At 70.1% G+C, this 25,510-nt stretch carries 25 protein-coding genes; 18 read left to right on the top strand and 7 right to left on the bottom strand.

From position 1 onward, the window contains the following. Positions 1-170 precede the first annotated feature (170 nt). Positions 171-1,022: a sulfurtransferase gene (locus tag OG568_RS14920; protein WP_329531908.1), complete on the top strand. Its 852-nt coding sequence runs from the start codon at positions 171-173 to the stop codon at positions 1,020-1,022. A gap of 85 nt (positions 1,023-1,107) precedes the next feature. Here the strand turns inward: OG568_RS14920 and sepH are convergent, their stop codons facing one another. Beyond that, a complete protein-coding gene (gene sepH / locus OG568_RS14915; protein ID WP_329531907.1) occupies positions 1,108-2,163 on the bottom strand; it encodes a septation protein SepH in 1,056 nt (351 codons plus the stop codon). A 471-nt stretch (positions 2,164-2,634) separates the two neighbouring features. Between sepH and OG568_RS14910 the strand changes: the two genes are divergently transcribed. Further along, on the top strand, positions 2,635-3,402 hold the full coding sequence (locus OG568_RS14910; protein ID WP_329531906.1) for a hypothetical protein: 768 nt from the start codon (positions 2,635-2,637) through the stop codon (positions 3,400-3,402). Here OG568_RS14910 and OG568_RS14905 read toward each other — a convergent pair. Continuing rightward, entirely contained in the window at positions 3,326-4,645 is a 1,320-nt protein-coding gene (locus OG568_RS14905) for a D-arabinono-1,4-lactone oxidase (RefSeq protein ID WP_329531905.1), read from the bottom strand. The two genes, OG568_RS14910 and OG568_RS14905, sit on opposite strands and share 77 nt — an antisense overlap. Continuing rightward, positions 4,605-5,843: an MFS transporter gene (locus tag OG568_RS14900; protein WP_329531904.1), complete on the bottom strand. Its 1,239-nt coding sequence runs from the start codon at positions 5,841-5,843 to the stop codon at positions 4,605-4,607. Before OG568_RS14900 ends, OG568_RS14905 begins: the two co-directional genes overlap by 41 nt. 187 nt (positions 5,844-6,030) lie before the next feature. On the opposite strand from OG568_RS14900, the gene OG568_RS14895 reads away from it, so the two are divergent. Both OG568_RS14895 and OG568_RS14890 read left to right on the top strand, forming a co-directional pair. Continuing rightward, positions 6,031-7,158 (top strand): ferrochelatase, encoded by a 1,128-nt coding sequence (locus OG568_RS14895; RefSeq protein ID WP_329531903.1) that lies wholly within the window; start codon positions 6,031-6,033, stop codon positions 7,156-7,158. Positions 7,159-7,166: 8 nt separating this feature from the next. Next, the gene (locus OG568_RS14890; RefSeq protein WP_329531902.1) at positions 7,167-7,982 is read left to right on the top strand and encodes an inositol monophosphatase family protein; all 816 of its coding nucleotides are present in this window, start codon (positions 7,167-7,169) and stop codon (positions 7,980-7,982) included. Positions 7,983-8,094: 112 nt separating this feature from the next. Here OG568_RS14890 and OG568_RS14885 read toward each other — a convergent pair whose 3' ends face one another. After that, on the bottom strand, positions 8,095-8,268 hold the full coding sequence (locus tag OG568_RS14885; protein WP_165854003.1) for a hypothetical protein: 174 nt from the start codon (positions 8,266-8,268) through the stop codon (positions 8,095-8,097). A gap of 415 nt (positions 8,269-8,683) precedes the next feature. Between OG568_RS14885 and OG568_RS14880 the strand changes: the two genes are divergently transcribed. From OG568_RS14880 to OG568_RS14865, 4 genes are all read left to right on the top strand, one after another. Beyond that, entirely contained in the window at positions 8,684-9,337 is a 654-nt protein-coding gene (locus OG568_RS14880; protein WP_010983842.1) for a response regulator transcription factor, read from the top strand. A gap of 6 nt (positions 9,338-9,343) precedes the next feature. Beyond that, positions 9,344-10,576 (top strand): sensor histidine kinase, encoded by a 1,233-nt coding sequence (locus OG568_RS14875; protein WP_266586595.1) that lies wholly within the window; start codon positions 9,344-9,346, stop codon positions 10,574-10,576. Positions 10,577-10,968: 392 nt separating this feature from the next. Then, positions 10,969-11,265, top strand: coding sequence for a DUF4193 domain-containing protein (locus tag OG568_RS14870; protein WP_003997302.1), 297 nt, complete (start codon positions 10,969-10,971; stop codon positions 11,263-11,265). 13 nt (positions 11,266-11,278) lie between these two features. After that, the gene (locus tag OG568_RS14865) at positions 11,279-12,250 is read left to right on the top strand and encodes a hypothetical protein (protein WP_329531901.1); all 972 of its coding nucleotides are present in this window, start codon (positions 11,279-11,281) and stop codon (positions 12,248-12,250) included. A 159-nt stretch (positions 12,251-12,409) separates the two neighbouring features. Here OG568_RS14865 and OG568_RS14860 read toward each other — a convergent pair whose 3' ends face one another. Continuing rightward, entirely contained in the window at positions 12,410-12,871 is a 462-nt protein-coding gene (locus tag OG568_RS14860; protein ID WP_329531900.1) for a DUF3093 domain-containing protein, read from the bottom strand. A 58-nt stretch (positions 12,872-12,929) separates the two neighbouring features. Between OG568_RS14860 and OG568_RS14855 the strand changes: the two genes are divergently transcribed. The 9 genes from OG568_RS14855 (at position 12,930) to OG568_RS14815 (ending at position 21,577) form a co-directional block, all read left to right on the top strand. Next, positions 12,930-13,514, top strand: a complete 585-nt coding sequence (locus tag OG568_RS14855; protein ID WP_329531899.1) for a PaaI family thioesterase — start codon at positions 12,930-12,932, stop codon at positions 13,512-13,514. After that, complete coding sequence (gene dut / locus OG568_RS14850) at positions 13,511-14,035, top strand: dUTP diphosphatase (RefSeq protein ID WP_095852176.1); 525 nt, start codon at positions 13,511-13,513, stop codon at positions 14,033-14,035. The genes OG568_RS14855 and dut overlap by 4 nt, the downstream gene beginning before the upstream one ends. 1 nt (position 14,036) lies before the next feature. Next, on the top strand, positions 14,037-14,798 hold the full coding sequence (locus OG568_RS14845; RefSeq protein ID WP_266430079.1) for a DUF3710 domain-containing protein: 762 nt from the start codon (positions 14,037-14,039) through the stop codon (positions 14,796-14,798). A gap of 191 nt (positions 14,799-14,989) precedes the next feature. Continuing rightward, complete coding sequence (locus tag OG568_RS14840) at positions 14,990-16,168, top strand: alginate lyase family protein (protein WP_329531898.1); 1,179 nt, start codon at positions 14,990-14,992, stop codon at positions 16,166-16,168. A gap of 86 nt (positions 16,169-16,254) precedes the next feature. Continuing rightward, positions 16,255-16,953: an ABC transporter ATP-binding protein gene (locus OG568_RS14835; protein WP_329531897.1), complete on the top strand. Its 699-nt coding sequence runs from the start codon at positions 16,255-16,257 to the stop codon at positions 16,951-16,953. Positions 16,954-17,075: 122 nt separating this feature from the next. Beyond that, a complete protein-coding gene (locus tag OG568_RS14830; protein WP_329531896.1) occupies positions 17,076-19,613 on the top strand; it encodes a sensor histidine kinase KdpD in 2,538 nt (845 codons plus the stop codon). Further along, entirely contained in the window at positions 19,610-20,293 is a 684-nt protein-coding gene (locus tag OG568_RS14825) for a response regulator (RefSeq protein WP_266430067.1), read from the top strand. Before OG568_RS14830 ends, OG568_RS14825 begins: the two co-directional genes overlap by 4 nt. A 117-nt stretch (positions 20,294-20,410) precedes the next feature. Then, a complete protein-coding gene (locus OG568_RS14820; RefSeq protein ID WP_079090087.1) occupies positions 20,411-20,809 on the top strand; it encodes an OB-fold nucleic acid binding domain-containing protein in 399 nt (132 codons plus the stop codon). Positions 20,810-20,812: 3 nt separating this feature from the next. Next, positions 20,813-21,577, top strand: a complete 765-nt coding sequence (locus tag OG568_RS14815; protein WP_266430060.1) for a DUF3159 domain-containing protein — start codon at positions 20,813-20,815, stop codon at positions 21,575-21,577. Between the two features lie 127 nt (positions 21,578-21,704). Here OG568_RS14815 and OG568_RS14810 read toward each other — a convergent pair whose 3' ends face one another. Together OG568_RS14810 and OG568_RS14805 are read right to left on the bottom strand one after the other, a co-directional pair. Beyond that, complete coding sequence (locus OG568_RS14810) at positions 21,705-22,382, bottom strand: potassium channel family protein (RefSeq protein WP_054237132.1); 678 nt, start codon at positions 22,380-22,382, stop codon at positions 21,705-21,707. Next, positions 22,382-23,053, bottom strand: a complete 672-nt coding sequence (locus OG568_RS14805; protein ID WP_266430049.1) for a potassium channel family protein — start codon at positions 23,051-23,053, stop codon at positions 22,382-22,384. Before OG568_RS14805 ends, OG568_RS14810 begins: the two co-directional genes overlap by 1 nt. Before the next feature lie 381 nt (positions 23,054-23,434). Here OG568_RS14805 and OG568_RS14800 point away from each other — a divergent pair, with 381 nt between their 5' ends. Then, positions 23,435-25,486: an APC family permease gene (locus tag OG568_RS14800; protein WP_329531895.1), complete on the top strand. Its 2,052-nt coding sequence runs from the start codon at positions 23,435-23,437 to the stop codon at positions 25,484-25,486. Positions 25,487-25,510: the final 24 nt, after the last annotated feature.

Raw genomic sequence — 25,510 nt, 5'->3', positions numbered from 1 at the left:
GAGAATGCCCGATGTGCCGTTTCCCATCCGTTTCCGCGCGATTGCCGGGGGGTGTCCATCGGTTGTACAGCATGTGCCCGATCCCGTACGCCGGGTGATCGGACCTGTCCGGCCGAGCAGAGTAGCCGGACCTGGACGCCGGGGCCACCCCGTAGGCGAGGATGGTGGCCATGAACGCCATCATCTCCGCATCCGAACTCGCGAGCGATCTGGTGGGACCGAACCCGCCGGTCGTGCTCGACATCCGCTGGCAGCTCTCCGTGGCCACGGCCGCCGGGGCCGCTCCCTTCGACGGCAGGGCCGCCTACGAGGCAGGGCACATCCCCGGCGCGGTCTTCGTCGACCTGGATGCCGAACTGGCCGGGGAGCCGGGGAAGGGCGGCCGCCATCCCCTGCCCGACCTGGAGGTCTTCGGCGCCGCGATGCGGGCCGCCGGGGTGTCCACGGACCGGGATGTCGTCGTGTACGACGGTGGCGTGGGGTGGGCCGCCGCGCGGGCCTGGTGGCTGCTGGGCTGGACGGGTCATCCGTCGGTGCGCGTGCTTGACGGCGGGCTGGCCTCCTGGAACGGGCCGGTGGCCTCGGAGGTTTCGAAGCCCGCCCCCGGAACCTTCGAGCCGGTACCGGGCGCCCGGCCGCTGCTGGACGCGGACGGGGCCGCCGCGCTGGCCCGTACGGGGCTGCTGCTGGACGCCCGGGCCGGTGAGCGCTATCGGGGCGAGGTCGAGCCGATCGACCCCGTCGGCGGGCACATCCCGGGCGCGGTCTCGGCGCCGACCACGGAGAACGTCACGGAGACCGGCGAGTTCCGGCCATCGGACGAGCTCGCTGAGCGCTTCAAGTCCCTCGGCGTGACCGGCACTTCGGAGGTCGGCGTCTACTGCGGCTCGGGCGTCTCCGCCGCCCACGAGGTGCTGGCGCTCGCCGTCGCGGGCATCCCGGCGGCTCTGTACGTGGGTTCCTGGTCGGAGTGGTCGCGGGACGGCGGCCGTCCGGTCGCGGTGGGCCCCGACCCCCAGTAACGGCAAGTCGCGGCCGGCCCCGACCCCGAGTAACGGCAAAGGGGCCCGCTCCAGCCTGGCGCGGGCCCCTTTGTCGTACAACCGACTAATCCTGCTTCTTCCGTCGTGTCCCGAAGACGATCTCGTCCCAGCTCGGGACCGCCGCTCTGCGGCCCGGGCGGACGCCGTCGGCCTCGGCCTGGCGGTCGGTCGCGCCGACGAGACGGTCGCGATGGCTGCCGACCGAGCGGGGCATGAGCACGTCCGCGTAGGCGGAACCGGCACCGGCCGAGGCCGCGGGGGCCGGGGGCTCCTCCGCCTCGGGCTCGGTGGGGGGTTCCTCCGTCGCCGGGAGTTCCGTGGTGGCGGGCCGCTCGGGCACCACCATGTCGCCCCGGAAGCTGGGCACCGCTTCCAGGAGGCTGGTGAGCGAGTCGCGGTCGCTCACGCTCTCCTGGACCGGCTCGGGGGAGGGCCCGGGTAGGCTCGGGCGCTCCATCTGCCGGTCCAGGGCACGGTCCAGCGGGCGGTCGCGCGGCAGCCGTGCGATGCGCGGGACGAACGGGAAGCTCGGTTCGGGGGCCGCGAGATCGTCGGACTCGCCGATCAGCGAGCGTGCCTCGTCGTCGACGGCCTGGACGAGCCGCCGGGGCGGGTCGTACGTCCAGCTCGCCGAGTGCGGTTCGCCCGCGACCAGGTAGACCAGCAGCACTTCCCACGTGCCGTCGTCTCGACGCCACGAGTCCCACTGGACGGTGTCCTTCTCGGCGCCCCGGATCAGCAGCCGCTCCTGGACGGCCTCGCCGAGCTGGGGTCCGGCGTTCTCACCGGGGCGGCGGACAGGAGTCTTCCGGGCCCGCTCGGCCATGAAGGCGCGCTCGGCGAGCACGGGGCCCTCGAAGCGACGCACCCGGTCGACGGGGATTCCCGCGAGCTGGGCGACTTCCTCCGCGGAGGCGCCGGCGCGTATCCGCGCCTGGATGTCTCGGGGGCGGAGATGGCTCTCCACCTCGATCTCGATCTGGCCGAGGCGGGGACGGTCGCCGCGAACAGCGGCGCGCAGACGCTCGTCAATCGGAAGCGTGTACTCCGTGCTGTCCGCAGCCTTCAGCACCAGCCGTGTGCCGTCGTTAGAGACGGCCACGACACGCAGTTCGGGCATGGGGACCTCCCGGGTGGTGCCTGCCGACGTCACGTGCGTCGCTGCTTCCGCTAGTCGAGTGTGGCCTGCCCGGGTGCAGCCTGCCACAACCTTGCCGAGTTGCCCGGCGTGTCGGGCACGGGCCCGGGGTCGCCGTTATGGCACGGTTACCTATTCGCAACGCTAAGTGACGAACTCCATCACCCTGTGCAACGAGCCCCCTCTCGGCGGTCCTGTCAGGCCCCGGACACCCTGGCGGGAGTCCGGACCCAGGGCTCGCAACAGTACTCCATTCGGGCCACGTGCGTGGATCGGCGCGCCGCCCAACTTCTAGCGGGGGGTGGTAGTTGGCCGTCCGTTGCGCCGTATTCGTGACCTTGAAACGTGTCGTACTTCACGTAATCGCCGGAAACGGAACCAAAGGTTTCGCCTATTCGTCCCTTTCTCGTGCAAGCGGTCGAGAAGTACGGGAAAGGCAGGCAAGGTCCGGGGATGCGTGAGAAGTCGGCTGGTGGCGAGGAACCGAGGGCGAAGGAGGGGGAGCAGAGGAAGAAGCGGGTGGACCTGAGCCTTCCGCAAGTGGCGGGCAGCGCCGTGGCGGCGGTGGTGGCGGCCAAACTCGCCTCCTACTTCGGGGTGTACGGGACGATCCTGGGCGCCGGAGTGGTCAGCGCGATCGCCACCTGTGGGGGCACCGTCTTCCAGCACTTCTTCAAGCGCACCGGCGAGCAGCTCCGTGATGTGACGGTCCAGACGAAGCCGAGGCCCCAGCAGACCCCGGTGACGGGGCAGTTCACCGCGGGCACCGTCTACCGCGCCAGGGTCAGGAGCTGGAAGCGGCCGGTGGTGGCCGCGGCGCTCGTCTTCGGCGTCACGATGGCGGGGATCACGACGTACGAGCTGGTGTCGGGGCAGAGCTTCAGCGGCGACGGCACGAGCACGACCGTCGGTGACGCCTTCAAGAGCGGCGGCTCCAGCTCCAACTCGAAGCCCGGTACGACGCCGTCGAGCGGATCCTCGTCGGGGGAGCCGTCGGCCACCGACAGCACCCCCGGCACCGAAAGCGGTTCCGGCGCCGACGCCCCTCAGGGTGACGGCGGTGTCACGACCCCGGCGCCGACGCCGAGTTCCAGTGCCGCTTCGCAGGCGCCGGCCGACACCCCGGCGCCCACGGACGGTTCGGCTACGAGCCCAGCACCCGACGCAAGTAGTCGTTCCCGAAGCGCCGATCCGGGTCAAGCCGGTCCCTCAGTGCCGTGAACTCACCGAAGCGCGGATACACCTTCGAGAAGTACTCCGCGTCACGGGTGTGCACCTTGCCCCAGTGCGGGCGGCCCTCGTGCGCCGTGAAGATCCGCTCGGCCGCGGTGAAGTACGCCTGATAGGGCGTACCCCTGAACATGTGGACGGCGATGTAGGCGCTCTCCCGCCCGGACGCCGTGGAGAGCGTGATGTCGTCCGCGGGGGCCGTGCGCACCTCGACGGGGAAGCTGACCCGCAGGGACGAGCGGTCGACCATCGTCTTCAGCTCGCGCAGCGTCTCGACGAGCGCCTCGCGCGGAACGGCGTACTCCATCTCCACGAAGCGCACCCGGCGCGGAGAAGTGAAGACCTTGTAGGGAATGTCGGTGTAGGTCCGCGCGGACAGCGCGCGGCTGGAGATCTTCGCGATCGTCGGGATGGTGGCGGGCGCGGCGCGGCCGACCAGATTGGCCACCTGGAAGACCCCGTTGGAGAGGAACTCGTCCTCGATCCAGCCGCCGATCTGCCCGATCGGCTTCTCGGGGCCGGCGCTGCGGTTGTTGCGCTTGGTGTTGCAGTTGCCGGTGTGCGGGAACCAGTAGAACTCGAAGTGCTCGTTCTCCGTGAAGAGTTCGTCGAAGTCGGCGGTGACCTTGTCGAAGGTCATCGGCTCCTCGCGGGCCGTGAGCAGGAAAATGGGCTCTACGGAGAAGGTGATCGCGGTGACGATCCCCAGGGCGCCGATGCCGACGCGGGCGGCCGTGAAGACCTCGGGGTTCTCCTTCTCGGAGCAGGTGAGGAGCGAGCCGTCCGCGGTGATCAGTTCAAGGCCCTTGATCTGCGCGGCGATCGAGGCCGAGTCGCGGCCCGTGCCGTGCGTTCCGGTACTGGTCGCGCCCGAGACCGTCTGCTCCATGATGTCGCCCATGTTCGTGAGCGACAGCCCCTCGCGCGCGAGAGCCACATTGAGACGCTTGAGCGGGGTGCCCGCCTCGACGGTGACGGTCCCGGCCTCGCGGTCGATGTTGCGGATTCCGGTCAACAGTTGAGGGCGGATCAACACGCCGTCGGTCGCGGCGGCGGCCGTGAAGGAGTGCCCGGTGCCGACGGCCTTGACCCTCAGGCCGTCGTCGGCCGCCTTGCGTACGGCCGCGGCGAGCTCCTCGACCGAAGCGGGGGCGACCTCCCGCACGGGACGGGCGGTGACGTTCCCCGCCCAGTTACGCCACGTGCCGCTCTTCCCGCTCACTGTGGTGCTCATGGGTCCCCTCCCGCTGCGGAACCGGCCTGCTCAGCCGGCGATACCCGAGGAATCCGACCGCGACCGCGACGGCTCCGGACACCGCCGGAACCCCGTACCCGGCCTTCGCACCGGCGGCGTCGATCACCCAGCCGGCCACGGAGGAGCCGAGCGCGACCCCGACCGCGAGTCCGGTGCTCACCCAGGTCATGCCCTCGGTCAGTTTCGCGCGTGGTACGTGCTGTTCGATGAGGGACATCGTCGTGATCATCGTGGGAGCGATGGACAGGCCCGCAACGAACAGCGCCACGGCCAGAAACGGCAAGTTTCCGACCAGTAGCAGGGGGATCATACTCACGGCCATGGCGCATATGCCCAGCAGCCACCGACGTTCGGGCGCCCCGTTGAGGTGCAGCAGTCCGAACACGGCTCCCGCCACGCAGGAACCCGCCGCATAGAGGGCCAGAACCACGCTCGCGGCACCCTTGTGGCCCTGCTCCTCCGCGAAGGCCACGGTGACCACGTCCACGGCCCCGAAGATCGCTCCGGTCGCCACGAACGTGGCCACCAGGACCTGGAGTCCGGCCGCGCGCAGTGCCGAACCACTGGTGTGCTGCTCACGCGGATGCGGCACGGGCTCGGTCGCGCGCTGGGAGGTGAGCCAGAAGACGCCCGCGGCCAGGAAGCAGGCGGCGAGCAGCGGACCGGCCTCCGGGAACCACACCGTGGACAGGCCGATGGAGAAGATCGGCCCGAAGATGAAGCAGACCTCGTCCACCACGGACTCGAAGGAGTACGCGGTGTGCAACTGCGGGGTGCCCCCGTAGAGGGCCGCCCAGCGGGCCCGGACCATCGCGCCCATGCTCGGGACGCAGCCGATCCCCGCCGCGCAGAGGAACAGCACCCAGTCCGGCCACTCGAAGTGCGCGGCCAGCAGCAGCCCGGCGGCCGCGATGAGCGCGAACAGGGTGACGGGGCGCAGCACCCGCCGCTGACCGTGCCGGTCCACCATCCGGGAGACCTGCGGGCCCATCACCGCGGCCGCCAGCGCCATGGTCGCCGACAGCGCGCCCGCGAGCCCGTACCGCCCGGTGAGCTGGGAGATCATCGTCACCACGCCGATGCCCATCATCGACAGCGGCATCCGGCCGAGGAAGCCCGCGGCGGAGAACCCCCTGGAGCCGGGGGCGGCGAACAGGGCGCGGTACGGGCTCGGCACGAGGGGTCTCCGGTGGGCTCGGCCCGGCCGCACGGTCACCGCGTGCGGCCGGACTCCGGTAAGGCGTGAAGATGGCTAATACAGCTTACTGGTTAGGTGACCCTAACGCTTCTGTCGGGTCCTCCCCGATTCCGCTCGTCACGTGGCTGTTGTCCGGCTGTCAGCGACGGATGGCAGGATCGGACGCATGCCAGATGCGCTCGATGCCACCCCCTACGACGCCCTGCTCCTGCTCTCGTTCGGCGGCCCCGAAGGCCCGGACGACGTGGTTCCGTTCCTGGAGAACGTGACGCGGGGGAGGGGCATCCCCAAGGAACGGCTGAAGGAAGTGGGGCAGCACTACTTCCTGTTCGGCGGGGTCAGCCCGATCAACGACCAGAACCGTGGTCTGCTCGACGCCCTCCGCAAGGACTTCGCCGACCACGGCCTGGACCTGCCCGTGTACTGGGGCAACCGCAACTGGGCGCCCTACCTCACCGACACCCTGCGCGAGATGGTCGCCGACGGCCGCCGCCGCGTCCTCGTCCTCGCCACCAGCGCGTACGCCTCGTACTCGGGCTGCCGGCAGTACCGCGAGGACCTCGCCGGCGCCCTGGCGACCCTGGAGGCCGAGGGACTGGAGCTGCCGAAGATCGACAAGCTGCGGCACTACTTCAACCACCCCGGCTTTGTGGAGCCCATGATCGAGGGCGTCCTGAAGTCCCTCGCCGAGCTCCCCGAGGATGTACGGGCGGGCGCGCACCTCGCCTTCACCACGCACTCCATCCCCACCGCGGCCGCCGACAGCTCCGGCCCGGCCGAGGACCACGGCGACGGCGGTGCCTACGTCAAGCAGCACCTGGACGTGGCACGGCTGATCGCCGACGCCGTCCGCGAGGAGACCGGCACCGAGCACCCCTGGCAGCTCGTGTTCCAGTCGCGTTCCGGAGCCCCGCACATCCCGTGGCTGGAGCCCGACATCTGCGACCACCTGGAGGAGCTGCACGGGGCCGGGGTCCCGGCCGTCGTGATGGCCCCCATCGGGTTCGTCTCGGACCACATGGAAGTCCTGTACGACCTCGACACGGAGGCGAAGGCCAAGGCGGAGGAGCTGGGACTGCCCGTGCGCCGCTCGGCCACCGTGGGCGCCGACCCCCGCTTCGCCGCCGCGATCCGCGACCTCGTCCTGGAGCGCGCCGCGACAGAGAACGGGCTGCGGGTGACACCCTGCGCCCTGGGCGCGCTCGGCGCGAGTCACGGCCTGTGCCCGGTGGGCTGCTGCCCGGCCCGTGCCCCGAAGCCCGCCGCCGCGGGCGCCGACAGCCCGTACGCCTGAGGAGCACCGTGATCGAGCCCCTGCACACCGAACTGCTCCAGCTGGCGCACGACGCGGCCCGCCGTGCCGGCGCGCTGCTGCGGGACGGCCGCCCGGCGGATCTCACGGTCGCCGCCACCAAGTCCAGCCCGATCGACGTCGTCACCGAGATGGACATCGCCGCCGAGAAGCTGATCACCGACCTGATCTCCCAGCACCGCCCCCATGACGGCTTCCTCGGCGAGGAGGGCGGCGCCAGTGAGGGCACCAGCGGCATCCGCTGGGTCGTGGACCCGCTCGACGGCACCGTGAACTACCTCTACGGGCTGCCGACCTGGGCGGTCTCCATCGCGGCCGAACAGGACGGCGAGACCGTCGTCGGGGTCGTCGCGGCACCGATGCGCGGCGAGACCTACAGCGCCGTGCGCGGCCGGGGCGCCCGGGCCACCGGAGCCTGGGTCGGCGAGCGCCGGCTGGCCTGCCGTCCCTCGCCGCCGCTGGACCAGGCCCTGGTCTCGACCGGCTTCAACTACGTGACCGAGGTCAAGGTCCACCAGGCGGAGGTCGCCCATCGGCTGATCCCACTGCTGCGCGACATCCGGCGCAGCGGTTCGGCGGCCGTAGACCTGTGCGACGTGGCAGCGGGCCGCCTCGACGGCTACTACGAGCGCGGCCTGCACCCCTGGGACCTCGCGGCGGGCGACCTGATCGCCCGTGAGGCGGGCGCCCTGACCGGTGGACGCCCCGGAGAGCGCCCCGCGGGCGATCTCGCGATCGCGGCCTCCCCGGGCGTCTTCGAGCCCCTCCAGCGGCTCCTGGAGGAGTTCGGCGCCTGGCACGACTGAGGACTCCCGCCGTCCTCGGTCCGTACAGCGGCTACGGAATTAGGTACGCACGACTACGGAGCGGGGCCCCGGCACTGGATCGATGCCGGGGCCCCGCTCTTGTACGAACTGCTCAGACGCGCGACGCGCCGACCTCCACACCGTGCTCGGCGGCAAGGCGGCGCAGGTCCTCGAGCTCGGCCTGCTCGACCTCCGCGAGGAAGTCGTCGCCTGTTTCGCGAGCCCGCGTCAGGTCGGACTCGGTCGCCCTTATGCGCTGCAGAAGTCCTGCGGTGAATGCGTCCATGCTGCGCCCCCTCGTCCTGGGTCGTGGGTCGTTGGCACGGGGGTGTGCCGTTGGGAAGGGGCGATCACGTCTCCAGAGGGTGCCCAGCGCTGCCCGGGCTGGGCGGCGACGGTGCCGGACACCCACGTCCGCTCTGCGGAAGCGGTTGGACGTACCACAAGGTGGCTTGCCACATGCAGAGCGTGATCGCGGGGTGTAAAGCCGTCCTCCCCCCGCTCCCTTCCGTGGAAACCTCAACCCGACGAGAAAATCTGGCATTCCCGGGGGCCGGAACCGGCGTACTGGGCGCCTCTCACCCGTCTTACAGCCGGTTTATGGCCGAAAAGGGCAGGATGGAGGCCTTACCCGTGACAGACCCCCCACCCGCGTGCGCCGAAGTGGCGCTACGCGGGTGGACAGAGGAAGGACAAGCGACGTGCGCGTACTCGTCGTCGAGGACGAGCAGCTGCTCGCCGATGCGGTGGCCACCGGACTGCGCCGGGAGGCCATGGCCGTCGACGTCGTGTACGACGGCGCGGCCGCCCTGGAGCGCATCGGCGTCAACGACTACGACGTGGTCGTCCTCGACCGCGACCTCCCGCTCGTGCACGGCGACGACGTCTGCCGCAAGATCGTCGAGCTCGGCATGCCCACGCGCGTGCTGATGCTCACCGCCTCCGGCGACGTCAGCGACCGTGTCGAGGGCCTGGAGATCGGCGCCGACGACTACCTCCCCAAGCCGTTCGCGTTCAGCGAGCTGACGGCACGCGTGCGTGCCCTCGGACGCCGTACGAGCGTGCCGCTGCCGCCCGTCCTGGAGCGCGCCGGGATCAAGCTCGACCCCAACCGTCGCGAGGTCTTCCGCGACGGCAAGGAGGTCCAGCTCGCGCCCAAGGAGTTCGCCGTCCTGGAGGTGCTGCTGCGCAGCGAGGGCGCCGTCGTCTCCGCCGAGCAGCTTCTGGAGAAGGCCTGGGACGAGAACACGGACCCCTTCACCAACGTCGTCCGGGTCACCGTCATGACCCTGCGGCGCAAGCTCGGGGAGCCCCCGGTCATCGTCACCGTGCCCGGCTCCGGCTACCGGATCTGATCCCCGGTGGCCACGACTCCCGCGCCTCCCACGGCGCCTCCGAAGCCCACCTGGGACCCCAGAAGGGCGGAACCCCCGTTCCCCTGGCTGCGTCCGACCATTCGCATACGGCTCACACTGCTGTACGGCGGCATGTTCCTGATCGCCGGCATCATGCTGCTGTCGATCATCTATCTGCTCGCGGCGCAGGCGTTGAACGTGGGCAGTGAGCTCCCCTTCAAGATCCTCTCGGGACAGGTGGGAAGCAGCAGCTGCAACTTCCCGTCGAACCCGACGGCGACCGAGCTCAACAACGCGATGAACGCCTGCGTGAACCAGCAGCGCCAGCACGCCCTGGACGACCTGCTCAGCCGCTCCCTGCTCGCCCTGCTCGGTCTCGCGATCATCGCCTTCGCCTTCGGCTACGCGATGGCGGGCCGCGTCCTGTCGCCGCTCGGCCGGATCACCCGCACCGCGCGCGCGGTGGCGGGCTCGGACCTGTCCCGGCGGATCGAGCTGGACGGCCCGGACGACGAGCTGAAGGAGCTGGCGGACACCTTCGACGACATGCTGGAGCGGCTGCAGCGGGCCTTCACCGCCCAGCAGCGGTTCGTCGGCAACGCGTCGCACGAACTGCGCACCCCGCTCGCGATCAACCGCACACTCCTCGAGGTGCACCTGTCCGACCCGGGAGCCCCGGTGGAGCTGCAGCAGCTCGGCAAGACGCTGCTCGCCACCAACGAGCGCAGTGAGCAGCTCGTCGAGGGCCTGCTGCTGCTCGCCCGCAGCGACAACCAGATCGTGGAGCGCAAGCCCGTGGACCTCGCCGAGGTCGCCACACAGGCCGTCGACCAGGTGCACGGCGAGGCCGCGGCGAAGGGCGTCAAGATCCGCGGGGAGCGCGCCGCGGCGGTCGTCCAGGGCAATGGTGTCCTGCTGGAGCGGATCGCCCTGAACCTCGTCCAGAACGCGGTGCGGTACAACGTGCCGGAGGACGGCTGGGTCGAGGTCACGACCCTGGTCCAGCACGGACACGCGGTACTGGTGGTCTCGAACACAGGTCCGGTGGTTCCCGCGTACGAGATCGACAATCTTTTTGAGCCTTTCCGGCGGCTGCGCACGGAGCGTACGGGCAGCGACAAGGGCGTGGGTCTCGGCCTGTCCATCGCCCGGTCGGTGGCCCGCGCACACGGGGGCCATATCGCGGCAGAGCCGCGCGAGGGGGGTGGACTCGTGATGCGCGTCACCCTGCCTATCTGAGAGCATGTCGCGGACACGCGACGATGTTCGCTTTGCGCGGAAATTTCTGGTCGCCCATCCGGGAGGCTCGTGTGTGATCGATCACAAGGGCGAGTTTCTGGCCATCTACTCTCCGTGGCCACGCAGGCTGTCGTAAAGCCGGGAAAATCCGGGTTTTCGGAGGTCTAGATCACGGGAAGTACACGGTGGGACGCCTTTGAAGTGGGCCCTTCGGACCGTGTACGGTCCGCATCGCCATCCAAGCCGATCACTCATGAGGAGTCCGGTTGGGTGTCGATTGAGTAACAGACCTTGATGTGAGGCAAAATCTCCGCCTCAGGTCGGGCACAAGTCCGGCCTCTCACGCGTTACGTGCGCTGAGACACCGCAGACACCCAGAGGGGGAGAGCGACATGGCAACGGATTACGACACCCCACGCAAGACCGACGACGACGTCGACTCGGACAGCCTTGAAGAACTGAAGGCTCGCCGGAACGACAAGTCGACGTCGTCGGTCGACGTAGATGAGTTCGAGGCCGCAGAAGGCCTGGAGCTGCCCGGAGCCGACCTCTCGAACGAGGAGCTGGCTGTCCGGGTGCTGCCCAAGCAGCAGGACGAGTTCACTTGCATGAGCTGCTTCCTGGTGCACCACCGCAGCCAGCTGGCCCGCGAGAAGAACGGTCAGCCGATCTGCCGCGACTGCGACTGAGGCAGGGTCGGCCGTGACTGGCTCGACCCCTCCTTGGAAGCGCCGCTTCCCCTCACGGGCGGCGGACGAAGGGCCCTCAGACGGCCCTGAAGGCGTGCGTGACGACGAGCGGGGCTCTTCCCGACCAGGATCAGCCTCGCTCGAGCGGGCGCCCGCCACAGCGCCGACAGGCGCTTTTGCGCGGGCCGGAGAGGTGACGCCGGCCGGAGACCCCGGACCGGCCGACGATCCGGTACCGACGGACGCCTCCGTACCCGCCACCGGCCGCCGTGCGGCCGGCGTCCGGGACGGGGTCAGGAAGAGCGTCCAGAAAGGCGGCAGCAGGGCCAGGGCGGGCCTGTCCTACCTCGCCGACCGGATCATCGACATCGCACCGCGGGTCCCCGTACGGGACCTCGCGACCCTCCGTAAGCAGTTCCCGGGACTCACCCCCGAACAGCTCGCGGACAAGCTCGTCGCGGGTGCGGCCAACGCGACGTCCACCGTGGGCGCCGGGATCGGTGCCGCAGCGATGCTGCCGGTGCCGCCCGCGATGCCGACCGAGCTCGCCGCCGAGATCACCGGGGTCGCCGCGATCGAGCTGAAGCTGATCGCCGAGCTCCACGAGGTCTACGGCCTGCGGCCGCCGGGCAACCTCAAACAGCGCAGTACCGGGTATCTGAACTCCTGGTCCTCCGAACGCGGGATCGACGTGACCAAACCGTCGACGATCAACGCCGCGCTGGGCGGCCAGATGAAGCGTGAGCTGCGCCAGCAGATCATGAAACGGATGGTCCGGGATCTGCCGAACCTGATGCCGTTCATGGTGGGCGCGGCGGTGGGGGCGGTCATGAACCGCCGGGACACCAAGCGCCTGGCGGCGCGTATCCGCAAGGACCTGCGCAAGTCCCAGGTGCCGTGGGACGCGCTGTTGGAACTGCCGCCCCTGGAGAAACCGACGGATCCACTGCGGATCGGGGAGATCCCCAAGGAACTGGGGCACTGAGCCCCGCCTGACCACCGGCCGCCCGCGGAGCGGAGACAGCGGCGGAACGGCGGTACTCGCGTGCAGAGGCGCACTGGCCGTGGACCGGTGTGCGCGGGTGCGCAACCGTCACGCGAAGGCGCGCCCCTGATTCCGAAGGCCCTACTGATTCCGAAGGTCCTACGCCGCGGCCCGAGCCGCCTCGAGCGCCGCGATCAGGCGCTCCGGCTCCCTGGTCGACAGATACAGGTACGGCGTGGGGTCGGCCGGGTCGGTGACCTGGACGCGGAGGGCCGTGGGGATGTACGCCCGCAGGAGCATGAAGGCGCGCGGGTCCGCCTTGAACGTGCGCCAGGCGCGCGCCTCCTCCTGGTCCAGGATCTCCGCGTCGCCCAGGGCCGTGACCGGGATCTTGGCCTCGCCGGCGAGCAGGGAGTCACCGACGACCCGGATGCGGATCGACCCGTACGCGCTCGCCACGACCGCCGAGACCGCCGTGCCGCCGACCAGCCCGCCCAGCAGCGGCAAGGTGCCGAAGGGGAGGAAGATCAGGGCCATCGCTATCCCGGTCAGGAAGCAGATCGCCCACCAGCTGCGGGGGGCGGTGAGGCGTTCTTCGTACGGGGAGGCGGAGAGCTGCATGAAGCCAAGCTTGGCACGGTGCGAAGACTTGGTGGACGCGCGGGTAAGGTCTGCGGCTGTGAGTCGTACTTCCGCAGCTCTGAAGCCTCCCGCCGACGCCGTCGCGCCGGTGCGGCACCCCGACGCGCCCGCCCCCGGCGAGCTCCTCGGCGCCCACTACGAACAGTGTTTCGGGTGTGGCGGGGAGCAGCCGCACGGGCTGCACCTGGAGGCACGCGCGGGGGAGGGCGTCACCGTCACGGCGGAGTTCACCGTACGGCCCGCCCACCAGGGCGCCCCGGGGCTCGCCCACGGCGGAGTGCTGGCCACCGCCCTCGACGAGACGCTCGGCTCGCTGAACTGGCTGCTGCGCACCATCGCGGTCACCGGCCGCCTGGAGACCGACTTCGCCCTGCCCGTCCCCGTGGACACGGTGCTGTATCTGGAGGCCGAGGTCACGGCGGTGGCCGGCCGCAAGATCTACTCGACCGCCACCGGGCGGATCGGCGGCCCCGACGGGCCCGTCGCCGTGCGCGCCGACGCCGTCTTCGTCGAGGTCAAGGTCGACCACTTCATCGACAACGGCCGTCCGGAGGAGATCCGGGCCGCCATGAACGAACCGGACCAGATCCGCCGTGTCCGTGCCTTCGAGGTGAACCCGTGACCCGCGAGCCCCGTCAAGAACTCGCTGTGCTGATCCGCCGCGTCGACCCGGACGTACCGCTCCCCGAGTACGCGCAACCGGGTGACGCGGGAGCCGATCTGCGCACCACCGAGAGCCGTGAACTGAAGCCGGGTGAGCGCGCCGTACTGCCCACGGGCGTGTCCATCGCGCTGCCCGAGGGGTACGCGGCCTTCGTGCACCCGCGTTCCGGGCTGGCCGCCCGCTGCGGTGTCGCCCTCGTGAATGCCCCGGGGACGGTTGATGCCGGGTACCGTGGGGAGATCAAGGTGATCGTGGTGAATCTCGACCCGCATGAGTCGGTGCGGTTCGAGCGCTTCGACCGGATTGCTCAACTGGTCGTCCAGCAGGTCGAGAAGGTCCGCTTCCAGGAGGTCGCGGAACTTCCCGATTCGGCGCGGGCTGCAGGGGGCTTCGGGTCCACTGGCGGTCATGCCGCCGTGGGCGGCACAACGGGTGGGAATCGATACGCTTCGGTCGTATCCGACCGGGAAGGACAGTGACGTGTTCGGACGTCGCAAGAAGGGCAGTGCCGCCGAGGACGCGGCGGGCGAGGCCGAGCAGGTCGTCGACAGTGTCGACACTGAGGCGGACGAGGCGGAGCGCGAGCGCGTGAGGCTCGAGCCGGAGCCGCGACCCGACGGACCCTGGGACGACTCGGAGGTGCGGGACCCCGCCGAGGGGCGCGTGGACCTGGGCGGTCTCTTCGTCCCCGGAGTCGACGGGATGGAGCTGCGGGTCGAGGTCGCGGGTGACGCGATCGTGGCGGCCACCGTCGTCCTCAAGGACAGCGCCATCCAGCTGCAGGCCTTCGCCGCTCCCAAGCGCGAGGGCATCTGGGGCGAGGTGCGCGAGGAGATCGCCTCCGGCATCACGCAGCAGGGCGGTGTCATCGACGAGGTCGAGGGCCCGCTGGGCTGGGAGCTGCGGGCGCAGGTGCCGGTGCAGCTGCCGGACGGCACGGGTGGTTTCCAGGTCGTGCGGTTCGTCGGCGTGGACGGCCCCCGCTGGTTCCTGCGCGGAGTGATCTCCGGGCAGGGCGCCGTGCAGCCGCAGGCCGCGGGTCTGCTGGAGCAGATCTTCAGGGACACGGTCGTCGTACGCGGTGAGGGTCCGATGGCCCCGCGCGACCCGATCGTCCTGAAGCTGCCGAACGACGCGCAGATGGTGCCCGAGGGTGTCCAGCAGGAGGAGCAGAGCGGTTCCCGCTTCTCCGGAGGCATGGGACAGCTGCAGCGCGGACCGGAGATCACCGAGGTCCGCTAGGACCTGTCCGTCGGACTCCGCGGGCAGAACAGCCACAGGGCTTCAAAGGGCCGCACCCCTCGACGGGGGTGCGGCCCTTTCTTGTGCGCGATCCCTTGACGGGCAGTTGGTCTGTACCTATGGTCTCGGCCCAGCGCCTGAGTTCACGGAGGCGCTCATCGTTCACATACGAGAACGGATGGCCCCCCACCATGCGCCGTACCGCCCTCCTCGCCACCGTCACCGCCCTCGTCGCGGGCGCCCTCGTCTGGCCCGCCGCCCGACAGGCCGACGCCGCCCCCACCACCTTCGCGCACCCCGGAGTCACGGTCTCCAGGAGCCAGCTGGACTTCGCCCGCACCAAGGTCAACGCCGGGGCCCAGCCCTGGAAGGCCGCGTACGACCAGATGATGGCGAGCAAGTACGCCGACCTGAACCGCGTCCCGAAGCCCCGCGCGACCGTGGAGTGCGGCTCCTACTCCAACCCCAACTACGGCTGCACGGACGAGCGCGAGGACGCGATAGCCGCGTACACCGACGCCCTCGCCTGGTACATCACCCGCGACGACCGGTACGCGCAGAAGTCCATCGCCCTGATGGACGCCTGGTCGGCCGTGATCAAAGAGCACACCAACAGCAACGCGCCCCTGCAGACCGGCTGGGCCGGCTCCTCGTGGCCCAAGGCCGCCGAGCTCATCAAGTACACGTACACCGGCACCTGGGCCAACTCCGGCCGTTTCGCGACCATGCTGCGCACCGTCTACCTCCCCGAGGTCATCAACGGCTCCAACTCCAACGGGAACTGGGAACTGTCGATGATGGAGGCCGCCGTCGGCATCTCCGTCTTCCTCGAGGACCGGACGTCGTACGACAAGGCCATGGTGAAGTTCCGGACCCGCGCGGCCGCGTACGTCTACCTCTCCTCCGACGGCGCGTTGCCCAAGACCGTGCCGAGCCAGAACCTCGACACCACCGCGAAGATCGTCAACTACTGGCAGGGGCAGTCCACCTTCGTCACCGGGCTCACCCAGGAGACCTGCCGCGACTTCACGCACACCGGGTACGGCATCTCGGCCATCTCGCACATCGCCGAGACCAGCCGGATCCAGGGCGAGGACCTGTACGGCACGGACGTCGGCGAGCGGCTGCGGCAGGCGCTCGGATTCCAGTCGAAGTACCAGCTGGGCGAGGCGGTACCGAGCTGGCTGTGCGGTGGCTCCCTCACCCTCGGGCTGGGGCCGGTGACCGAGACCGGCTACAACGCCCTGCACAACCGCCTGGGCATCGCCATGACCAACACCCAGAAGCTGACCGAGCAGAACCGGCCGTCCGGCAGCAACAACCTCTTCGTCGCCTGGGAGACTCTCACCGACGGGGACAATCCGAACTGACGCCCTGTCCGGCCGGGCGTCCCGGTGGCGACACCGGGGCGCCCGAACGGCGGGGAAGGTATTCGCCCGGTGGACCGGGGAGGGACATGAGCCAGGTCGAGGTCGCCACAAAGACCATGGTGCGCGTCGAGAAGGTGCATCGCTGGTACGGCGGTGGAGCCGCCGTCGTACCCGCCCTGCGCGGCGTCTCCTTCGACGTGCCACGCGGCGAACTGGTCGCCCTCACGGGCCGCCCCGGGTCCGGCAGGACCACGCTCCTCAACCTCGTCGGCGGCCTCGACGAACCGGACGCGGGGCGGATCACCGTCGACGGGTTCGCGCTGGACGGGCTCGGCGAGGACGGCCTGCTGGAGCTGCGCAGGGACCGGATCGGCTTCGTCTTCCAGCCCCTCGGGCTCATCCCGCTGCTCACGGTCGCCGAGAACATCGGTGTGCCGCTGAGGCTGCGCGGGGTCGCCGGGCACGCGCGCGAGGAGCGGATCGCCCGGCTGCTCTCGCTCGTCGGGCTCACCGACCACGCGACGTGCCGGCCCGGGGAGCTCACCGGCGGGCAGCAACAGCGCGTGGCGATCGCGCGCGCCCTCGCGGGCGAACCCGCGCTCCTCGTCGCCGACGAGTTCGCGGCCGGGCTCGACGCGGGGAGCGGCCGTGCCCTGATGGAGCTGCTGCACGTGATCGTCCGCTGCGAACAGGTGACGGCCCTGGTCGCCCCCTCCCGGGCCACCCCGCTCGACCTGGCCGATCGGGTCATCGAGCTGCGCGACGGAGGGATCGTCGAGCACTGAGCCGGGCGGCATCAGGGTTGCGTCAAAGACGGCCGCGGGCCGGCCTCCCACCCCATTTGTCGAGATTGTTGGCCGTAAGGTCGACGCTGCGTACACAGCGGTGACAGGAAGACAATGGGGCCATGGGACGCGGCAAGCTTCGGATCTACCTCGGTGCGGCACCGGGCGTCGGCAAGACGTACGCGATGCTCTCAGAGGCGCACCGCCGCATGGAGCGGGGCACCGACTGCGTCGTCGCCTTCGTGGAGCACCACAACCGGCCGCGCACCGAGGTGATGCTGCACGGCCTGGAGCAGGTTCCGCGCAAGCAGCTCGAGTACCGCGGCTCGGTCTTCAGCGAGATGGACGTGGACGCCGTCCTGCTCCGTGCCCCGGCCGTCGCTCTGGTGGACGAACTCGCCCACACCAATGTCCCCGGCTCACGCAACGCCAAGCGCTGGCAGGACGTTGAGGAGCTGCTCGCCGCCGGGATCGACGTCGTCTCCACCGTCAACATCCAGCACCTGGAGTCACTGGGCGACGTCGTCGAGTCGATCACGGGTGTACGGCAGCGTGAGACGGTCCCGGACGAGGTCGTGCGGCGGGCGGACCAGATCGAGCTGGTCGACATGTCGCCCCAGGCGCTGCGCCGCCGTATGGCGCACGGCAACATCTACAAGTCCGACAAGGTCGACGCCGCACTGTCCAACTACTTCCGCCCCGGCAACCTCACCGCACTGCGTGAGCTCGCGCTGCTGTGGGTGGCCGACCGGGTCGACGAGTATCTGACCGAGTACCGCAGCGAGCACCGGGTCTCGAAGATCTGGGGCTCCCGTGAGCGGATCGTGGTCGGGCTGACCGGCGGTCCCGAGGGGCGCACACTGATCCGCCGGGCCGCCCGGCTCGCCGAGAAGGGCGCGGGCGGCGAGGTCATGGCCGTGTACATAGCCCGCAGCGACGGACTGACCTCCGCCTCGCCCAAGGAGCTCGCCGTCCAGCGCACCCTGGCCGAGGACCTGGGCGGCACCTTCCACCATGTCGTCGGGGACGACATACCGGTCGCGCTGCTCGACTTCGCGCGCGGGGTGAACGCCACCCAGATCGTGCTCGGCTCCTCGCGCCGCAAGACCTGGCAGTACGTCTTCGGGCCCGGCGTCGGCGCCACCGTCGCCCGGGAGTCGGGCCCCGATCTGGACGTCCACATCGTCACCCACGACGAGGTCGCCAAGGGGCGCGGGCTGCCCGTCGCCCGGGGCGCCCGGCTCGGCCGCTCCCGGATCATCTGGGGCTGGCTGATCGGAGTCGGTGGCCCGGTGGTGCTGGCCCTGCTGCTGAACACCATCGACCTCGGCCTCGCCAACGACATGCTGCTGTTCCTGACGGTGACGGTCGCGGCGGCGCTGCTCGGCGGGCTCTTCCCGGCCCTCGCCTCGGCGGCCTTCGGCTCGCTGCTGCTGAACTACTACTACACGCCGCCGCTGCACCGGCTGACGATCGCCGACCCCAAGAACATCGTCGCCATCGCGATCTTCGTCGGGGTCGCCGTCTCCGTGGCCTCGGTCGTGGACCTCGCGGCCCGACGCACCCATCAGGCGGCCCGGCTGCGCGCCGAGTCGGAGATCCTCTCCTTCCTCGCGGGCAGCGTGCTGCGCGGCGAGACCAGCCTGGAGGCCCTGCTGGAACGGGTCCGGGAGACCTTCGGGATGGAGTCGGTCGCCCTGCTGGAGCGGGCCGGCGACGTCGACCCGTGGACGTGCGCGGGCAGCGTGGGCCCCCAGGCACCGACACGGCCCGAGGACGCGGACGTGGACATGCCGGTCGGCGACCACATGGCGCTCGCGCTGTCCGGACGCGTCCTGCCCGCCTCCGACCGCCGGGTGCTCGCCGCCTTCGCCGCCCAGGCCGCGGTCGTCCTGGACCGTCAGCGCCTCCAGCACGAGGCCGACCAGGCCAAGGAGCTGGCCGAGGGCAACCGCATCCGCACCGCGCTGCTGGCCGCCGTGAGCCATGACCTGCGGACCCCGCTGGCCGCGATCAAGGCCGCCGTGTCCTCGCTGCGGTCCGACGACGTGGCCTGGTCGGAGGAGGACCAGGCGGAGCTCCTGGAGGCGATCGAGGAGGGCGCCGACCGCCTAGACCACCTGGTGGGCAACCTGCTCGACATGTCCCGCCTGCAGACCGGTACGGTCACCCCGCTGATCCGCGAGATCGACCTCGACGAGGTGGTCCCGATGGCGCTGGGCGGCGTACCCGAGGGCAGTGCCGAGCTGGACATCCCCGAGACGCTGCCCATGGTCGCCGTCGACCCCGGCCTGCTGGAGCGCGCGGTCGCCAACCTCGTCGAGAACGCCGTCAAGTACAGCCCCGCCGACGAACCGGTCCTGGTGTCCGCGAGCGCCATGGCCGACCGGGTGGAGGTACGGGTGGTGGACCGCGGCCCCGGAGTCCCGGACGAGGCCAAGGACCGCATCTTCGCGCCCTTCCAGCGCTACGGCGACGCTCCCCGCGGCGCGGGCGTCGGCCTCGGCCTCGCGGTCGCCCGCGGCTTCGCCGAGGCGATGGGCGGCACACTGAACGCCGAGGACACGCCTGGCGGCGGACTCACCATGGTGCTCACGGTCCGGGCGGTGGACAACCGACGCGCCCTGGCCACGGCAACAGCAGAAAGGCAGGCTTCATGACCAGGGTGCTCGTGGTCGACGACGAGCCGCAGATCGTGCGTGCCCTCGTGATCAACCTGAAGGCACGCCATTACGAGGTCGACGCGGCCGCCGACGGCGCTGGTGCCCTCCAGCTCGCCGCCGCCCGCCATCCGGACGTCGTCGTCCTCGACCTCGGGCTGCCCGACATGGACGGCGTAGAGGTGATCAAGGGGCTGCGCGGCTGGACCCGGGTGCCGATCCTGGTGCTCTCCGCCCGGCATTCCTCGGACGAGAAGGTCGAGGCGCTCGACGCGGGCGCCGACGACTACGTCACCAAGCCCTTCGGCATGGACGAGCTGCTGGCCCGGCTGCGCGCCGCCGTGCGCCGCGCGGAGCCGACCGGGGGCGGCGAGGACGACGTAGTCGTCGACACCGAGGACTTCACGGTCGACCTGGCCGCCAAGAAGGTCAACAGGGCGGGGCGGGACGTACGGCTCACCCCCACGGAGTGGCACCTGCTGGAGGTGCTGGTGCGCAACACCGGCCGCCTGGTCAGCCAGAAGCAGCTGCTCCAGGAGGTGTGGGGACCGTCGTACGGCACCGAGACGAACTACCTGCGGGTCTACATGGCGCAACTGCGCCGCAAGCTGGAGGTGGACCCCTCGCATCCTCGGCACTTCATCACGGAACCGGGGATGGGATATCGGTTCGAGAAGTAGTCCCTGCGGGAAGGGGTACAGGGCGGGCAGGGCCACAGGAACGGCACAGGCGCGCGAAGGAGCGCTGGTGAGCGCACGCGTTCATCCGACGTCAGCGCTCCCCGGTACGCTTTCGGTATGAGTGCTGTTCCTCGTTCCGAAAAGCCGGCGGGCCGGTTCCGGCGCATGATCGACCGGCTCTCCTCGTCCCAGGAGGACCTGGAGTCCGAGGAGCTGCGCGAGGACTCCGAGACCGCGGGGTGTACGCGTATCGGTGACTGCCACGACCGACAGATCGTCACGGTTACTGGTACCTTGCGCACGGTCACTCTGCGCCCACGGGCCGGAGTCCCGGCCCTGGAGGCCGAGCTGTTCGACGGTTCGGCCGCCCTGGACGTGGTCTGGCTCGGCAGACGCTCCATCGTGGGCATAGAGCCGGGACGCAAGTTGATCGCCTCGGGCCGGATCTCGATGAGCCGGGGCCGTAGGGTGCTGTTCAATCCGAAGTACGAACTCAGACCCCTTGGACGGGAGTAGCCGGTGACGTCGCTCGACAAGCCGACCGAAGACGCCCAGGACGCCCAGAACGCCCAGCAGGACGCGCGGGCGGTGACCGAGGCCGCACTCTTCGAGGCGTTCGGCGGCGTGCGGGGCATGGTCGAGACGGTGGTGCCCGGCCTGCTCTTCGTCACCATCTTCACGATCAACAAGAACCTGCACTGGTCGGCGATCGCCGCCCTCGGGGTGTCCCTGCTGCTGGTCGTGGTCCGCCTCGCGATGCGGGACACCGTCAAGCACGCCTTCAGCGGCGTCTTCGGCGTCGCCTTCGGCGTGGTCTTCGCGATGATGACGGGCAACGCCAAGGACTTCTATCTGCCGGGCATGCTCTACACGCTCGGCCTGGCCGTCGCCTACATCGTCACGACCCTCGCCGGCGTGCCTCTGATCGGTCTGATCCTCGGCCCGGTCTTCAAGGAGAACCTCTCCTGGCGCACCCGCAACCCCGGCCGCAAGAAGGCCTACGCGAAGGCCAGCTGGGCCTGGGGCCTGATCCTGCTCGCCAAGTGCGCGATCCTCTTCCCGCTCTACTGGTGGGCCAACACCGCCCAGCTGGGCTGGGTCCTGATCGCGTTGAAGATCCCGCCCTTCCTGCTGGCCGTCTGGCTGACCTGGGTGTTCCTGGCCAAGGCCCCGGCGCCCATCGACGTGTTCGCCGAGATGGAGGCGGAGGAGCAGGCCGAGAAGGAGCGCCGGGCGGCTGCCGCCGGGGAGCACGACACCACCGCGGGTCGCCACCGCCGATAGGCGTAGCGCCGGCGCGCCGGAGTGGCCGTCCCTGAGGGCGGCGTGCACCGGACGGGCTGATACGACGGCGGGGGCGCCCGGAGATCTCCGGGCGCCCCCGCCGTCGTATCGGAGCTGTCGGAGCCGACTAGCTCGTCGCGTCGTCGCGGCGGACCGAGAGCAGGTCCTCGAGCTGCTCCTCGCGGGCCTGGGCGGCCACGAAGAGGAGTTCGTCGCCCGCCTCCAGGGAGTCCTCCTGGGAGGGGGTGAGGACGCGGGTGCCGCGGATGATCGTGACCAGGGAGGTGTCCTCGGGCCACTCCACGTCGCCGACCTGGGTGCCGGCCAGGGCCGACTCCGGCGGGAGGGTCAGCTCGACCAGGTTCGCGTCGCCGTGGCTGAAGCGCAGCAGCCGGACCAGGTCGCCGACGCTCACCGCCTCCTCGACCAGGGCCGACATCAGACGCGGGGTGGAGACCGCCACGTCCACGCCCCAGGCCTCGTTGAACAGCCACTCGTTCTTGGGGTTGTTCACGCGGGCGACGACGCGCGGGACGCCGTACTCGGTCTTCGCGAGCAACGAGACGACCAGGTTGACCTTGTCGTCACCGGTGGCCGCGATGACCACGTTGCAGCGCTGCAGCGCCGCCTCGTCCAGCGAGGTGATCTCGCAGGCGTCGGCGAGCAGCCACTCCGCCTGCGGGACGCGCTCGACCGAGATGGCGGTCGGCGCCTTGTCGATCAGCAGAATCTCGTGCCCGTTCTCCAGGAGCTCGCCCGCGATGGAGCGGCCGACGGCACCGGCACCGGCAATGGCGACCCTCATCAGTGACCGCTCTCCTCTTCGGGGCCCTCGGCGAACGACGCCTCGACCTTCTCGACGTCGTCCGTGCGCATCATCACGTGCACGAGGTCGCCCTCCTGCAGCACCGTCTGCGAGGAGGGCAGGATCGCCTCACCCAGCCGCGTGAGGAAGGCCACACGCACCCCGGTCTCGTCCTGGAGACGGCTGATCTTGTGGCCGACCCAGGCGGCGGAGGCGTGCACCTCGGCGAGCTGAACCCCGCCGGTGGGGTCGCGCCACAGCGGCTCGGCGCCCGAGGGGAGCAGCCGCCGCAGCATCTGGTCGGCCGTCCAGCGGACGGTGGCGACGGTCGGGATGCCCAGGCGCTGGTAGACCTCGGCGCGGCGCGGGTCGTAGATGCGCGCGGCGACGTTCTCGATGCCGAACATCTCGCGGGCCACCCGGGCGGCGATGATGTTCGAGTTGTCACCGCTGGAGACGGCGGCGAAGGCTCCGGCCTCCTCGATGCCCGCTTCGCGCAAGGTGTCCTGGTCGAAGCCGACTCCGGTGACACGACGGCCGCCGAAGCCGGAGCCCAGTCGTCGGAAGGCGGTGGGGTCCTGATCGATCACAGCGACCGTGTGCCCCTGTTGCTCCAGGGTCTGGGCGAGAGCGGAACCCACTCTTCCGCAGCCCATGATGACGATGTGCACGACCGTCCTTCCGGATGTAATTGGTTACGGCTCAGGCTGAACAGGGTCTCAGACCGCCGCCCAAGCTACACACGCGCGGTCGATCAGGGGCACCCCTGTGCACGTTCGCCTGCGCGTCTTCGGCGATCAGCGGCGATTGAAGCTGCGCACACTGAGAAGAGTCAGGATTCCGAGTCCGACGAGTCCTGCCGTGGCACCGATGAGCTCAGCGGTCGCGTGCATGGAACCTCCATAGTGGGACAAACCGGGGCTTTGTCATATAGGCATGCGGAAGTACGTGGCTACGGAATCCGCAACGGGACCCCTTCCCGTTTTCACTCGGAGAGCAGATGTCGAGCGGCGGGTGGGCGACGTCCCGTTCGAACGCTTACGATCCTCTGCGTGTCCAAACTGACCGACGTGCCCAAACGGATCTTGATCGGGCGCGCACTGCGCAGTGATCGGCTCGGGGAAACCCTCCTGCCGAAGCGCATCGCACTCCCCGTCTTCGCGTCCGACCCGCTCTCCTCCGTGGCCTACGCACCCGGGGAAGTACTTCTGGTCCTCTCCATCGCGGGCGTGTCGGCCTACCACTTCAGCCCCTGGATCGCGCTCGCGGTCGTCGTGCTGATGTTCACGGTGGTCGCTTCCTACCGGCAGAACGTGCATGCCTACCCCAGTGGTGGCGGCGACTACGAGGTGGCCAACACCAACCTCGGCCCCAAGGCCGGCCTCACCGTCGCCAGCGCGCTGCTCGTGGACTACGTCCTCACCGTCGCCGTGTCCATCGCCTCCGGCATCGAGAACCTCGGCTCCGCGATCCCCTTCGTCGTCGAGCACAAGGTGCTGTGCGCCGTCGTCGTCATCGTGCTGCTCACGCTGATGAACCTGCGCGGAGTGAAGGAGTCCGGAAAGCTCTTCGCGATTCCGACGTACGTCTTCGTCGCGGGCGTCTTCATCATGATCGCGTGGGGTGCCTTCCGCGGGCTCGTCCTGAACGACACCATGCGCGCGCCGACGTCCGACTACCACATCAAGGCCGAGCACCAGGGCCTCGCGGGCTTCGCGCTCGTCTTCCTGCTGCTGCGTGCCTTCTCCTCCGGCTGCGCGGCGCTCACCGGCGTCGAGGCCATCTCCAACGGCGTTCCCGCCTTCCGCAAGCCCAAGTCGAAGAACGCCGCGACCACACTCGCGGCGATGGGCCTGCTCGCCGTCACCATGTTCTGCGGCATCATCGCCCTGGCCATGACGACCAAGGTCCGGATGGCCGAGAACCCGGCCACCGACCTGATCCACAACGGCGTCCCGATCGGCTCCGGATACGTCCAGAACCCGGTGATCTCGCAGGTCGCCGAGGCGGTCTTCGGCAAGGGCAGCCTCCTGTTCATCGTGCTCGCCGCCGCCACCGCGCTGGTCCTGTTCCTCGCGGCGAACACCGCGTACAACGGCTTCCCGCTGCTCGGCTCGATCCTCGCCCAGGACCGCTATCTGCCGCGCCAGCTGCACACCCGCGGCGACCGCCTCGCCTTCTCCAACGGCATCGTGCTGCTCGCGGGCGCGGCCACGCTCCTGGTCGTCATCTACGGCGCCGACTCGACCCGGCTGATCCAGCTCTACATCGTCGGCGTCTTCGTGTCCTTCACGCTCAGCCAGACCGGCATGGTCCGGCACTGGAACCGTCACCTGCGCACCGAGAAGGACCCGGCCAAGCGCAGCCACATGATCCGCTCCCGCGCGATCAACGCCTTCGGCGCCTTCTTCACCGGTCTGGTGCTGGTCGTCGTCCTCGTCACCAAGTTCACCCACGGCGCCTGGGTGGCCCTGCTCGGCATGGTGATCTTCTACGCCACGATGAGCGCGATCCGGAAGCACTACGACCGGGTCTCCGAGGAGCTCGCTGCCCCCGAGGGTCCCTCCGACGACAGCGTCCGCCCCTCCCGCGTGCACTCGGTGGTCCTGATCTCCAAGATCCACCGCCCGGCCCTGCGCGCCCTCGCCTACGCCAAGCTGATGCGCTCCCACACCCTCGAAGCGCTCAGCGTCAACGTCGACCCGGCCGAGACCAAGGCGCTGCGCGAGGAGTGGGAGCGGCGCGGCATCGACGTACCGCTGAAGGTCCTCGACTCGCCGTACCGCGAGATCACGCGGCCGATCATCGAGTACGTCAAGAGCCTGCGCAAGGAGTCCCCGCGCGACGCGGTCTCCGTGATCATCCCCGAGTACGTGGTCGGCCACTGGTACGAGCACCTGCTGCACAACCAGAGCGCCCTGCGGCTCAAGGGCCGGCTGCTGTTCACGCCCGGTGTGATGGTGACCTCCGTGCCCTACCAGCTGGAGTCCTCCGAGGTCGCGAAGAACCGGGCCCGCAAGCGGCAGGACTGGAACGCGCCGGGTGCGGTGCGCCGGGGTCCGGCGGAGGAGCGTCCGAAGGAGACCTCGAACGCCAAGGGCTGACGGTCTTGTGGTGAGCGGCCGGGC

The sequence above is a fragment of the Streptomyces sp. NBC_01450 genome (assembly GCF_036227505.1).
In the GTDB taxonomy this organism is placed as follows: Bacteria; Actinomycetota; Actinomycetes; order Streptomycetales; family Streptomycetaceae; genus Streptomyces.
Note: the sequence above shows the minus strand (reverse complement) of the source record. Positions and strands in the feature narration are given on the sequence as shown.

Bases quoted from the DNA above. Each gene is read 5' to 3' on its own strand.
- OG568_RS14885 (WP_165854003.1), bottom strand. From the start codon at position 8,268: ATGGACGCATTCACCGCAGGACTTCTGCAGCGCATAAGGGCGACCGAG.
- OG568_RS14860 (WP_329531900.1), bottom strand. From the start codon at position 12,871: ATGCAGCTCTCCGCCTCCCCGTACGAAGAACGCCTCACCGCCCCCCGC.
- OG568_RS14905 (WP_329531905.1), bottom strand. From the start codon at position 4,645: ATGAGCACCACAGTGAGCGGGAAGAGCGGCACGTGGCGTAACTGGGCG.
- OG568_RS14840 (WP_329531898.1), top strand. From the start codon at position 14,990: ATGCGCCGTACCGCCCTCCTCGCCACCGTCACCGCCCTCGTCGCGGGC.
- OG568_RS14830 (WP_329531896.1), top strand. From the start codon at position 17,076: ATGGGACGCGGCAAGCTTCGGATCTACCTCGGTGCGGCACCGGGCGTC.
- OG568_RS14895 (WP_329531903.1), top strand. From the start codon at position 6,031: ATGCCAGATGCGCTCGATGCCACCCCCTACGACGCCCTGCTCCTGCTC.
- OG568_RS14825 (WP_266430067.1), top strand. From the start codon at position 19,610: ATGACCAGGGTGCTCGTGGTCGACGACGAGCCGCAGATCGTGCGTGCC.
- OG568_RS14820 (WP_079090087.1), top strand. From the start codon at position 20,411: ATGAGTGCTGTTCCTCGTTCCGAAAAGCCGGCGGGCCGGTTCCGGCGC.
- sepH (WP_329531907.1), bottom strand. From the start codon at position 2,163: ATGCCCGAACTGCGTGTCGTGGCCGTCTCTAACGACGGCACACGGCTG.
- OG568_RS14920 (WP_329531908.1), top strand. From the start codon at position 171: ATGAACGCCATCATCTCCGCATCCGAACTCGCGAGCGATCTGGTGGGA.
- OG568_RS14835 (WP_329531897.1), top strand. From the start codon at position 16,255: ATGAGCCAGGTCGAGGTCGCCACAAAGACCATGGTGCGCGTCGAGAAG.
- OG568_RS14870 (WP_003997302.1), top strand. From the start codon at position 10,969: ATGGCAACGGATTACGACACCCCACGCAAGACCGACGACGACGTCGAC.
- OG568_RS14810 (WP_054237132.1), bottom strand. From the start codon at position 22,382: ATGAGGGTCGCCATTGCCGGTGCCGGTGCCGTCGGCCGCTCCATCGCG.
- OG568_RS14910 (WP_329531906.1), top strand. From the start codon at position 2,635: ATGCGTGAGAAGTCGGCTGGTGGCGAGGAACCGAGGGCGAAGGAGGGG.